Origin of the sequence: Pseudocnuella soli (assembly GCF_004347775.1) — a bacterium.
GTDB classification, from domain to species: domain Bacteria; phylum Bacteroidota; class Bacteroidia; order Chitinophagales; family Chitinophagaceae; genus Flavisolibacter; species Flavisolibacter aquaticus.
This window is the reverse complement of sequence record NZ_CP037755.1, coordinates 2,771,106-2,783,971: the sequence shown is the minus strand read 5'-3', so window position 1 is coordinate 2,783,971 and position 12,866 is coordinate 2,771,106. Positions and strand designations below refer to the sequence as shown.

Annotated in this window: 8 protein-coding genes; 4 read left to right on the top strand and 4 right to left on the bottom strand. The window is 49.2% G+C overall.

The window, feature by feature from the left end:
- Positions 1-54: 54 nt before the first annotated feature.
- Positions 55-1,455, top strand: a complete 1,401-nt coding sequence (locus EPD17_RS11310) for an MBL fold metallo-hydrolase (RefSeq protein ID WP_132054292.1) — start codon at positions 55-57, stop codon at positions 1,453-1,455.
- Positions 1,456-1,506: 51 nt separating this feature from the next.
- Here the strand turns inward: EPD17_RS11310 and EPD17_RS11305 are convergent, their stop codons facing one another.
- From EPD17_RS11305 to EPD17_RS11295, 3 genes are all read right to left on the bottom strand, one after another.
- On the bottom strand, positions 1,507-6,348 hold the full coding sequence (locus EPD17_RS11305) for a PKD domain-containing protein (RefSeq protein WP_165929594.1): 4,842 nt from the start codon (positions 6,346-6,348) through the stop codon (positions 1,507-1,509).
- A gap of 192 nt (positions 6,349-6,540) precedes the next feature.
- The gene (locus EPD17_RS11300; protein WP_132054288.1) at positions 6,541-6,852 is read right to left on the bottom strand and encodes a DUF202 domain-containing protein; all 312 of its coding nucleotides are present in this window, start codon (positions 6,850-6,852) and stop codon (positions 6,541-6,543) included.
- A 39-nt stretch (positions 6,853-6,891) separates the two neighbouring features.
- Positions 6,892-7,413, bottom strand: coding sequence for a DUF6702 family protein (locus tag EPD17_RS11295; protein ID WP_132054286.1), 522 nt, complete (start codon positions 7,411-7,413; stop codon positions 6,892-6,894).
- A 148-nt stretch (positions 7,414-7,561) separates the two neighbouring features.
- Here EPD17_RS11295 and EPD17_RS11290 point away from each other — a divergent pair, with 148 nt between their 5' ends.
- The 3 genes from EPD17_RS11290 to EPD17_RS11280 all read left to right on the top strand — a co-directional run bounded on the left by EPD17_RS11290 (position 7,562) and on the right by EPD17_RS11280 (position 11,478).
- Positions 7,562-8,137, top strand: a complete 576-nt coding sequence (locus tag EPD17_RS11290) for a HupE/UreJ family protein (RefSeq protein WP_132054284.1) — start codon at positions 7,562-7,564, stop codon at positions 8,135-8,137.
- Between the two features lie 112 nt (positions 8,138-8,249).
- Positions 8,250-10,628, top strand: a complete 2,379-nt coding sequence (locus EPD17_RS11285) for a M1 family metallopeptidase (protein WP_132054282.1) — start codon at positions 8,250-8,252, stop codon at positions 10,626-10,628.
- 283 nt (positions 10,629-10,911) lie between these two features.
- On the top strand, positions 10,912-11,478 hold the full coding sequence (locus EPD17_RS11280) for a sugar O-acetyltransferase (protein WP_132054280.1): 567 nt from the start codon (positions 10,912-10,914) through the stop codon (positions 11,476-11,478).
- 59 nt (positions 11,479-11,537) lie between these two features.
- Here the strand turns inward: EPD17_RS11280 and EPD17_RS11275 are convergent, their stop codons facing one another.
- Positions 11,538-12,812 carry a cation:proton antiporter gene (locus EPD17_RS11275; RefSeq protein ID WP_132054278.1) on the bottom strand — a complete coding sequence of 425 codons (1,275 nt, stop codon included), beginning with the start codon at positions 12,810-12,812 and terminating at the stop codon, positions 11,538-11,540.
- Positions 12,813-12,866: the final 54 nt, after the last annotated feature.

The following is a 12,866-nucleotide window of genomic DNA, read 5'->3' as shown; positions in this document are numbered from 1 at the left end:
CAGCTTATCTGCCTGGCTCTATTCACAAACTGGCAATAAAAAAGAGGACAATCAATGAAGCTTGCTTTTCATGGCGCGGCCCAAACAGTAACGGGTTCCAAACACCTCATTACGCTTGACAACGACACCCGCATATTACTCGACTGCGGCCTGTTTCAGGGCATGGGTAAACAAACAGATGATCTGAACGAACATTTTGGCTTCAAGCCTTCTTCCATTCATTGCGTTTTTTTATCGCATGCACACATCGATCATACGGGCCTGTTGCCCAAACTGGTAAAGGAAGGTTTTACCGGCACCATTTGGTGCACTCCTGCTACGAAAGATCTTACCGAAATCCTGCTGTACGATAGCGCAGAAATACAGCAATACGAAATTGAATACATCAACCGGCGCCGTGAAAAAGCAGGCAAAACTCCTTACGAGCCGCTTTACTCGAACGAAGATGTGGCAACGACCATTGGCCTGATGCAAACCATTGAATACGGTGAATGGTTTTCGCCAGCCAATGATGTGGAAGTGATGTTTTCCAACACCGGCCACCTCGTTGGTTCGGCAGCTATTAACCTGCGCATAACAGAAGGGGGCCAGCAAACACGCATTTGTTTTACGGGCGATGTGGGCCGTTACCGTTCTGTGTTGCTGCAGCCGCCGGCGCCATTTCCCGAGGCAGATTACATCATCATGGAAAGCACTTATGGCAACTCGTTTCATGATGTTACTGCCGGGCACGTGGATGACTTGGGCCGGTGGATCAAAACTACTTGTGTGCAAAAAGGTGGCAAGCTGGTGATTGCCGCATTTAGTGTGGGCAGAACCCAGGAAATTCTATATGCCCTCAACCAATTGAGCCTCGAAAAGAGGTTGCCGGAAATAAAAGTATTTGTGGACAGCCCGTTATCGTTGAAAGCAACGGCCGCCATCAAACAATACACTTCCGATTTTAACGACCGCCTGCAACAGGTGTTGCAGATCGATGATGATCCGTTTCATTTTGACGGACTGGCTTACGTGGAATCTGTGGAGGACAGCCGCAAACTCGTGGACCTCGAAGAACCTTGTGTCATTATTTCTGCGTCGGGCACTGCCGATGCCGGCAGGGTGCGCCATCATATTGGCGGCTGCCTGGCCGATGGCCGGCACACGGTGTTGCTGGCTGGTTATTGCGGCCCCAACTCTTTGGGCGGCCAGTTATTAAGCGGTGCAAAAGAAGTAGAGATTTTTGGCGAAGCCGAGGCTGTAGGCGTTGAAGTGGGCAAACTTACATCGTTGAGCGCCCATGGTGATACGGATGATCTATGCCGGTTTATTGGTTGCCAGGAAGCCGATAAAGTAAAAAAAATATTTCTGGTGCATGGTGAGCATGAAGTACAACAAGCATTTGCCGAACGCCTGCAGCGAAAGGGTTTTGAAGCAATAGAAATACCGGCTCCACATGCCGAGTACACTTTATAAAAAACAAATGGCCTGCACATTGCAGGCCATTTGTACCATTCCTATATGCTGTTACCTTATCAGGGTAATAGTTCCTTTTTTCACGATCAGTTCGCCTGTATCGCAAATCAATTCGGTTACATAAACATAGGTGCCAACCGGCGCTTTTTTGCCACCGATGTTACCATTCCATGCACCGCTTCGGTCTTCGAAACCGGTGTTGTTGGATTGAAAAACAACACCACCCCAACGATCAAATATCCGCATCGATTTGACCATGGAAACACCGCGGCCACGAACCGAAAATGTTTCGTTCAAACCATTTTGATCCGGCGTGAATGCGTTGGGGATAAATATGCGGCTGTCGGTGCACTGCAGGCTTAGCCGGATGGTATCGCTGGCAATGCAACCAAAGTTGTTGCGCACCGTTACGGTATAGTCGATGGCCTTGCGTGGTGCTGCAACCGTTTGCGGGCAGGTAGCACAATTTAGGTAATCGGCCGGATACCATTGGTAGCTTACCACATCGTTGCTGCCCTTTGCCGACAAAGTGATTTCAGAACCAGTTAGCAAAGTTTGGTCGGGGCCGGTTTTTACTGAAGGCAATGCCGCCACCTGCACTTTTACCACTGCTGTATCGGTGAAGCAACGGCCACTATCGGTACCCACCACGGTATAAGGTGCAGTTGCAAAAGGTTTTGCTTTTACCTGGCTGCCTGTTGTTGTGGCTAATGTTCCGGCGGGCCCGCTCCAATGATAGGTAGCTGCGCCTTTGGCTTCCAAAATGGTTTCTGAGCCGGCACATACCACCACGTTTTTCGGCGCATCCATTTTGAAAGGCTGGTGCACTTTTACAAAAACAGAATCCTTGTTTTCGCAGCCCTGTGCATTTTTCACAAAAACGCGGTACCACATATTCTGCACCGGCGCAATTACAGGGTTGGCAACGGTTTGTTCGCCCAGCGCCGATACAACGCCTTCCCATTTATACGACACGCCACCTGCTGCTTGCAACTGCACCGACTGTCCCAGGCAAATGCTTTCCGAACGGCGTTTCAATTGAATGTCAGGCAGACCGTGTACCTGCAATTTCAACGTTGCCGTATCGAGGCAGCCCTGGTTGTTTACCACCAATTTCACCGGGTAGATTCCTGCTTTTGCAAATTGTTGCACCGGGCTGGTTGTTTCGTTACCCAATACACCATCCGGCATCAGCCAGCGCATACTCGTCACCGTTTGCGGTGTTTTTGCCAAAAACGAAATTCCGCTGTTCACACAAACTTCGCCTTTGCCTTCAATCGCACCTTTCACCGTTTGCTGCACAATGATCGTATCAGTTGTTTGCTGCGTACAGCCATACGGCGAAGTGGCCGTCAATCGGATCACATGTTTTCCTGCACCTGCAAAATTGAATTGCGGGTTGCCTGTAGTATCTGAAGTGGTAGCGGTTTGCCAGCGATACGCCAGCTTTTGGCCGAGTTCATCGGCAGCCACGCTTACCACGTTTGGTGTAAAGGAAACCTTGCCCGCATCGCATAAAAGCGTCGCATTGTTTTGAATGGAAATCGCCAGACTATCGATGATGATGGGATTGGGCAAACCCACGCCTACAGTGCATCCCAGCGAATCACTCATCACCAGTGCAGGACGGTACACACCGGCAGTTTGGTAATGGTGGCGGGCAAACGTGTCGCGGGTGTGCAGCACGGTGCCATCACCAAAATCCCAGTAAAAATTCTTCGCCGATTCCACTTCGGCGGAAAGGGTTACACGCTGGTCGAGGCAACCAAAAAACTCATCAGCACTAAGCTTAGCGCTTGGTCCTTTTACCACGATTTCTTCTGAAGCCGAATCAACGCGGTTTTGTGCACCGTAAGTGTACAGCGTTACCGTGTAGGTGCCGCCGCTGCGGTACACGTGTTCCGGCAGGTCCACATTTTGCGCGGTACTGCCGTCGCCAAAATGCCACAGGTTTTTGTTGGTGCCCTTCGACAGGTTTTTAAATTTTACCAACATGGGCGGACATGCATTGTCGTTGATGTATGCTGCAGTGTAAGTAAAACGTGCATTGAAGTTGACCACCTTAAATGATCTTACCAACGTATCGGTGCAGCCTTCAGCCGTTGTGCGGGCCACGAGTTTGATGGTATCTACACCTGTTTCTTTATAGGTATATGACAGGTTAGTGGTTTTCGCAGTTTTTGTGCTGCCCTTATACCACCACTGGTATTGCATAGCGGATTCGGGAAAAGCTTTGGAGGTGTTGGTAAATGTTGCCGCTGTGTTGATGCCTACCACTGTGTCGGCCATGCTAAATCCAGCAGTAACATCAATCACTTTAATGCTGTCCAACCTGGCAGAGCCCACGCAGCCATCTTCGTTGGTCACCTGCAACTGCACCGGGTGGTAACCCGTGAGGTCAAACGAAAATGACACCGGCGCTTTTGCATCAAGCACCTTTGTGTTTCCGTTGCCAAAATCCCATTCCCATTTATTTATCTTTCCAACAGAAGCATCCGTTACCACTACCGGCTCGCCGAGGCAAATTGCTTTTTTTGCAACACTGATCTTTGCATTGAGCGTGGAATAACGCACATCAACCAGCGCAGAAGTATCGAAGCAATTGGAAACATTCCATTGAATGATGGACCGTAATCCTTTTTTTGCGCCGTCAAAACCCCAAGCTAAGATCCGGGCTTTGGATTTATCGGAAGTGGCCACCACGCTTGTTTTCCCGGTGAAGGCACTACCATCGGCATACAGCAATTTGTGTACGGTAAAACCGGCAGCGGGAACTTGAACTGTTACCTCAATGCCCAAGGTATCGGTTGGGCAGATTATGCTTTTATCCAGTGCTATGGAAGGCTGTTCTTTTGGCGACACATAAAAAGAAACAGAATCGCGGGCCTCGCAGCCACCCATATAACTTTTGTAGACCGCTTTATAATAGCCGGGGCGGCTGTATGAATGTTTTAATGGATATACTTTGCGGAGCGCCGGTGCATCAATGGTTTGCGTAGTGCCATCGCCAAAATCCCAATTCATTTTTTCAATATGTACAAACACCGGGAACGAAACCGTTTTGCGGTCGCCTATGCAATCTACCAATGCCTTTTCCATGTATTGAAAAGGAGGCGTTAGTTTGATAAAATCTTTCTTGATCACCGAGTCGGCACAAACGCCGTTGTTTGCGACCAGCTTAATGGTGTGCAAACCCGGGTCCATGAACTTATAGTCAGTGTTGGGGCTGGTGGTAACCTGTGGCTTGGTGTTTTCTCCAAAGTACCAGTAATACCGCATTACCGCAGTATCGGTTGTGGCGGTAAAGCCAACCGGGTTGCTGCCGCAAGCTTCTTTCGGACCAATAAAATCAATTTTCGGTTTGGAAAATACGGCGACGTTCGGCAGCGTCACCGTCTCCACGCAGCCGCCAGCCGTGGTGTATTGCAACGTGACAGTAAACCTGCCACTTTTATTAAAAACATGTCTTGGTGATGCGCCTGTTGCGGTGTTGCCGTTGCCAAAATCCCATTTGTAATCAGTGATTGAGACATTCGAAACTGCAGAAAAATTGAGGGCCATGCCAATGCAACCTTCGGTGCCGGAGCCCGCCGCATTTACGGCTTTAATGGCCACATCCGGCTCGCCTGCCAAAACGGTGTCCGTTACCACGGCCACGCATCCCGATGCGCCGGTAACTGAAAGTTGCACGCCGTAAATGCCCGGCTCTGTAATGTTCGGCGCCACTTGCCGTCCTTCCACTACCGGCAGGTTGCCAATTTTCCATTGCCATTTGGTGGCACCGCTGGTAGTGTCTTTTAAATTTAATGCAGCCGGCAACTGGCATAGGGCCGACGCATCTTTGATAAAACCTTTCACAACAGGAGCCGATTGCACCAGCACTTCTTTCGCCACTTCCTGTGCGCATCCGCCGCTGTACGCCACAAAACGAACAGTGCGCAGCCCGGGTGTGGCAAAGGTGGCATTGATGCTGGCGCCGGTCATGCGGCGGTTGTCATCCAGCGTCCATACAATAGAATCGGCAGCGGGTTGTACGGCCGCTTTTAAATTGGCCTGTGTGCCCACACAAACTACTTGCGGCACCTGCATGGTGGCAGTCAGTTGGCCCACATTCACTTGGTTTGCCACCACTTTTTCGGCGGTGCAACCATCGGGGCTGGAAACTTTTAAGCCAACACTGTAAGTTCCTTTTTCTTCATAAATATGTTTTGGGTCGGCGGCGGTAGATGCTTTTTGGTCGCCGAAGTTCCATTGATAAGTCAGTCCCGTTGCGCCGGTAGATTTATTGGTAAACTGCACCGCTTCGCCTTCGCTACAAAGCAGGGTTTTGTCGGCGCTGAAATCCGCTTTTACGGCAGGCAGCACGTTCACTGCCGCAGGTTTTTCAATGGTGGTAAAACAGCCGTATTGGTTGGTCACCGTCAGGCTTACCGACGCTTTTTGCGCAAAATTGTAGGTATGCCGCACGGCATCTTCACCTTTTTTTACAGCACCATCGCCAAAATCCCAGAGGTAGGACGCAATGTTGCCATCGCCAGCAGTGGCCGTACTACGAAAGTCGATCTGCAGCGGCAAACATCCTTTTGCTGCCGACACCGAAAACGCGACTTCCGGGTTTTTATAGACCGTAATCTGCTGGCTCTTTGTTGCCACCACACCCTTGTCGGTAACGGTCAACGTAACGGTGTAGGTCTGTGCCGTACGAAAGGTTGCACCCGGCGATTGCAGCGCTGATGTGTTGCCGTTCCCGAAGTTCCACGCATAGCGTGCCTGCGGGCTGGCCCCTTTAGTTTTGTTGGAAAAAATAACGGTAAATGGCGCACAGCCAGAAGTTCGGTCCACGGAAAAATCGGCGGAAAGCTGTGCGTATAAACCGGGTGCAAACAATAACATGCATGCACATATCAATGCATGCCGCAGCCCGGCAGGGTTTGGATAATAGGATTTGGATTGCATAGGAATTGGTACGGGCAAGGTACAATGCACCTACCAATTCGAAAACGTTTAGCCCGAAAAACATCGACAAATAAGTATTTTTCTTATTGGGCAAAACACTGAAACTGATTTATATCATCATAACAAGCGCTATTTGCCCTGCCCGCCCACATAGTTGCCCACCATTCTGCGGCTTTCTCTGATCTTGCCCAACTGCCGGATGTATTTGGCAATGCCGAGGATAAGAATGGCGCCGCCTGCAACAAAGCAAAGCAGCTCCAGCCACAGTTCGTAATCCAGCGTGAGCAACTCGGCCAGCGAAAGACCGGCCACAAAAAAATAAAGCGCCGTGCGGATGAATGATAGCAAAGTGCGGTCATTTGCCATCACCGTTCGTTCAATGGCCAGGTTTTCCCGCAGAATAAGGTCTTTGTTGATGGTTGGTGGTAGCGGCTGTTGCATGCGGTTTTTGCAATGGCATGCAAAAGCGTTGCCGAGGCATTAAAATTTGAAATGGGCCTGCTTTGCCGGGAAATCCAGTTTGGTACTTTGGCGCTTGCCGCCCACCGTTACGTGCATGATGTTAATCTGGTCCGGAGTGAGATCGTGCAGCAAGCCGTTGGTGATGTCCAGCTTCTGGACGCTGGCTATGTTTGCGCCTTCGAGGTAGCAGTACACCGATTCACTGTCTTTTTCAAACCCAATGAATTGAAGGGTCACCGGTTTCCCGTTGGCCTGCACCTGCAGGTGGCGTTGTACGTATTGGTTCAGTAAATTCTGGGCACGCGCCTGCTGGCTTGCCTGCGACAAGTCAACCGGCGTATTGAAGCTTTTTTTCAACACATCTTCCATGTCGTCGACAAAAACCTTGCACACAATTTCCAATGATTTTTCAGCCGCGTTGTGGTTGATCTCGGTAACACTCACGTAAAATGGATGCACATCTTTTACCGAATGCGCACTGCTCCCAATCCAAAAAACGGGCAACAGCAACAACATCCATTTGCCAAACAGCAGCTTCATGCAATGATTATTTTTCCGGATACAAAAGTGTAGTTTATTTTGACGCGGTGTTGTTAAAAACATCCTCCTCGCCTGCTGCAATGACAACCAACAGGCGGCGATCATTTTGTAGGGCGTAAAAACAATGCGCTTTTTTAAAATATATGGCATGAATGATTTTAGTTTTTATTTCGGGTTGGGTTGGGAACACATCATGAGCTGGGATGCGCTGGACCATATCCTTTTTGTGCTGGTGCTGGCGGCAGTGTACCTGCCCGCCGACTGGAAAAAAGTGTTGATCCTGGTGACTGCTTTTACCATCGGCCACTCAATTACTTTAGCGCTGAGCACACTCAACCTGGTTTCGGTTTCATCCGCATGGGTCGAGTTTCTGATTCCCTGCACCATAGTGCTCACGGCCTTCCTCAACCTGTTTCAAAGAAAATTCGATCACCGCGCCATCCGGTTAAATTATTTCCTCGCTTTATTCTTCGGATTGATCCATGGATTAGGTTTTGCCAACACGCTGCGGTTTGTCTTGGCAAAAGATCAAAACCTCGGATGGGCCTTGTTTGGTTTTAATGTAGGCCTTGAAGCCGGGCAGATCATCATTGTTGCACTCATTTTGCTGGCCGCATTCCTGTTTGTACAAATGTTGCGGGTGCCCCGCCGCGAGTGGGTGCTCATTTTATCAGCCGCTGTGTTTAGCCTATCGTTGCAGATGGCGTTGGAACGGATTCCCTGAGTATTTAATTATAAACATTTTTCCCATTGGGCCCCTACCGCTCATAAAATCTTTTAGGGCAAAAGGGCGCCCTTTCGTTAAATTGCAAAACACATACAAATAAGAAGACCACATGAAGAAAATGCTCTTTTTGTGCGGGTTGGCTTCCGTTTGCAGCGGAGCCGTGCTGGCGCAAAATTTACAAAACAACCCCAACTCAAACCACGCCAACAAGTTTGAGCAGCTGGGTTCCATCCTGCCGACGCCCAACGAATACCGTACGGCTTCAGGTGCACCAGGCCCCAAGTACTGGCAGCAGCGTGCCGATTACAACATCAAGGCTACGCTGGATGAAAAGAACCTGAAACTGACCGGTTCGGAAACCATCACTTATTTCAACAACTCGCCGGATGTGCTCACTTACCTGTGGCTGCAGCTGGATGAGAACGAACATAGCTCCACAAAAAACGCCAATTACCAAACCAGCAACGCCCTGCCCCGCCAAACATCGGTGCAGGCAATGGAAGGCATGGCGCAAAAAGGCGACAACGGCCTCGGCATCAACATCACCAAACTCACCGATGCAGCCGGCAAGCCGCTCCGCTCCGTGTTAAACAAAACCATGCTGCGCATTGACCTGCCCCAGCCGCTGAAGCCGGGACAGCAATACGTGTTCAACGTAGATTGGAATTACAAAATTTCCGACCGCATGAAAGAAGGTGGCCGTGGTGGATACGAGTTTTTCCCCGAGGATAAAAATTACCTGTTTACCATGAGCCAGTGGTACCCACGCCTGTGTGTGTACAGCGACTTTGGCGGATGGCAAAACCAGCAGTTCACCGGCCGCGGCGAATTTGCCCTCACCTTCGGCAACTTTAAAGTGCAGCTGACCGTTCCGGCCGACCACGTGGTAGGCTCAACCGGCGAATGCCAGAACTATGCACAGGTGTTGTCGGCGCCACAAATGGCCCGTTGGCAAAAAGCGCAAACTGCCAAAGACGTTATTGAAATTGTAACCCTTGATGAAGCAAAGGCCAACGAGAAAGAAGGCACCAATGCTACCAAAACATGGATCTACAATGCCAACAATGTTCGTGACTTTGCATGGACCAGCAGCCGCAAGTTTGTGTGGGATGCAATGCCCATCACTGTTGAAGGCAAGAAAGTAATGTGCATGTCGTTTTACGGCAAAGAAGCTTATGGCCTGTACCGGCCATACAGCACCAAAGCGGTAGCACACACTATTAAAACATACTCGAAGTTTACGATTCCTTACCCCTACCCTGTTGCGCAAAGCGTGGAAGCAGCTAACGGTATGGAATACCCGATGATCTGCTTTAATTACGGCCGCACCGAACGTGATGGCTCGTATAGCGAAGGCACGAAGTATGGCATGCTGGGTGTGATCATCCACGAAGTAGGCCACAACTTCTTCCCCATGATCATCAACTCTGATGAGCGCCAGTGGACCTGGATGGACGAAGGCCTGAACACTTTTGTAGAATACCTGGCAGAAGAACTGTGGGACAATAAATTCCCCAGCCGCCGCGGACCTGCATTTGCCATTACCGATTACATGAAGTTGCCCAAAGACCAATTGGAGCCCATCATGACCAATTCGGAAAACATCATTGGCTTTGGTCCGAATGCATATGCCAAGCCTGCAACCGGCCTCAATATTTTGCGTGAAACCATCATGGGCCGCGAACTGTTTGACTATGCATTTAAGGAATATGCACGCCGTTGGGCATTCAAACACCCCACGCCTGCTGACCTGTTCCGCACCATGGAAGACGCTTCTGCAGAAGACCTCGACTGGTTCTGGAGAGGCTGGTTTTACAGCACCGATGTTACCGACATTGCACTGGACAGCGTTCGTTATGCAAAAGCAGACCTCAACGCCACTTCTCCGCGTTTCCGCGACACCACTGTTACGCAGGCACTTGCCCGTCCGCAGTTGAATTCGTTTGAAGACATCAGCAAGGTGCGCAACCGCGAAGACAAGTCGATCCGTTTCCAAACGGATGTAGACACCAGCCTGCGCGATTTTTACTGGCGCTATGCTCGTGGCCAGGAGCCTTACGACAGCACCCGCTATTCGATTGAAGTGCCTGCTTCGCTGGAGCCGCTTGATGATGCAACCCGCCAGCAATGGGCCAACAAACATTTTTACGAATTACATTTCAGCAACAAAGGCGGCCTGGTAATGCCAATAATTGTTGAATGGACTTATAAAGATGGCACTAAAGAAATTGACCGCATCCCTGCTCAAGTTTGGCGCTACAATGAGAACAAAGTGGTGAAAGCTTTTATGAAAGACAAAGAAGTGGCTTCTATTAAGCTGGACCCCATGCGTGAAACTGCCGACATCAACGAAGGCAACAACAGTTGGGGCGCTACTGCTACCGAACCCAACAGGTTCCAGGTGTTCAAGCAAAAGCAAGCTGCTGTTCGCGGACAAAGCACCGGCATCAACCCAATGCAAAAATCACAGGAGAAAAAAGGATTCTAAGCCTTTTAAAACCTATCTATAGAGCAAAGCCCCTGCATGTTGCGGGGGCTTTGTTTATTTAAGAAGTTGTATGAAGTGCATTGGCTATTGCATCTAGCTTTTATCAATAACTGCATGTACGTTTACATAAAATGTAATGTGGACTTTTAAATACTCTTCCTACCTTTTGCGCAGCGTGTTTGCAACTGAGTTTTTCACTTAATATTCACGTGTAATGAAAAATAAAGTTGCATTCGCTGAAAAATCTTCAGAAACTAATTACCCTCACCCATAAATTTTTACCATGCGAACGGAAAAAGAAAAAATGCTTGCCGGCGAACTATATGATGCGTTGGATCCCGAGCTTTCAGCAGATCGTTTAAAGACAAGGCTCCTGATTAAAGCACTAAACGACTCGGCAGAAAATGAGCCTGAGAAAAGGGCCGATGTGTTGAAAGAATTGATTCCTAGCGCCGGTGCAGGTTTGTGGATACAGCCCCCTTTTTACTGCGACTACGGGTATAATATTGAGCTGGGCGAAAAAGTGTTTTTCAATTTCAATTGCGTAGTGCTCGATGTTTGTGCCGTAAAAATCGGCAGCAGAACTTTGTTTGGTCCCAATGTGCAGATTTACACCGCAACCCACCCGATGGATGCGGCGGTAAGAGCCACGGGGCTTGAATTTGCCAAACCCATCACCATTGGTGCCGACGTGTGGGTTGGTGGCAGCGCGGTTATTTGCCCCGGCGTCACCATTGGCGACCGGTCGGTAATTGGTGCCGGAAGCGTGGTTACAAAAGATATTCCTGCCGACGTTTTCGCCGCAGGCAATCCGTGCCGGGTTATCAGGCCAATTGAAAAAGAGGCATAAAAAAATGGGGGTAAAAATGATTCCACATTTTTACCCCCATTAATTTTTACAAAGCAAATCTAAACATGTTCCGGCATCGATACCTTACGAACTGGTTTAATTAGCACACGGTTGGCCACTTTGCCCACCGTTAATCCTTGCACCACAATTGAGAACACTACTACGAAATACGTCATCTCGAGGAGTAATTCTTTGTACACGCCATTGTTGACCGACAATACCAGCGCAATGGAAACACCGCCACGCAGGCCGCCCCAAACCAGCATCGTCAGCGATCCGCGGGTAAGCCTTGGCTTGAACGGCACAATAAGCGAAGGAATAAAAATGGACAGGAAACGGGCAATCAAAACAATAAAGATGGCAACCACTGAAATCACCCAATATGTTTCAAAGTCGGGTATTAGCAACAACTCGAACCCGATGAACAAGAACAGCACGGCGTTGAGAATTTCATCGAGCAATTCCCAAAATTTGGTGAGGTAATCTTTGGTGAGTGGCGTCATGGCCACTTTTTTTCCGTAGTTGCCAATGAGCAGACCCGCAGCCACCATGGTCAGCGGGCCGGAAATATGAATGGAATGTGCAATAAGGTAACCACCCATCACCACAGAAAGTGTAATGAGTGCCGACACGATATAATCATCAATGCTCCTGATTGCTTTGGAAGCGGTATAACCCAATACTGCACCCAGCGCTAATCCGCCGATTGCTTCTTTAGCCAGCAGCCATGAAATGGAACCCAGCGAAATTTGTGCATCATCGGTTTGCGTCAGTTGCAGGATCACGGCGAACAGCACTACCGCGACACCATCGTTGAACAAAGATTCGCCGGTGATTTTTGTTTCCAGTGCTTTGCTCACTTTGGCTTTTTTCAAAATGCCTAAAACAGCAATCGGATCGGTGGGCGATATAAGCGCACCAAACAGCAGGCAATACAAAAATGGCAGCTCCACATTGAACAGCGGCGTGATGTAAAATAAAATCCCGCCAATGACAAAAGTGGATAATATCACAGAGATGGTAGAAAACACCAGCACGGGCAGGCGTTGTTGTCGGAGGTCGGCAAAGTTTACGTGCACCGCACCGGCAAACAATAAAAAGTTCAGCATGGCGCCCATCAAAATTTCCGTGAAATCCATTTCAGAAATCAACTTGAACAGCTTGTGGGTCGTTTCAGGAAAAAGGGTGTTGCCAAAAAAGCGAATGACGATGGAAGCGAAAATGGCCATCAACATGATGCCGATGGTAGACGGCAGTTTTAGAAAACGAAGATTGATGTAAGCAAAAAGTGAAGCAAGCACAATCAACATTGAAAAGGAATAGTATAACTCCATGCACAAATGGTTTGGTGAAAAAAGTGGTTCGGTGGCATCGTTGCGCTGGCCGCG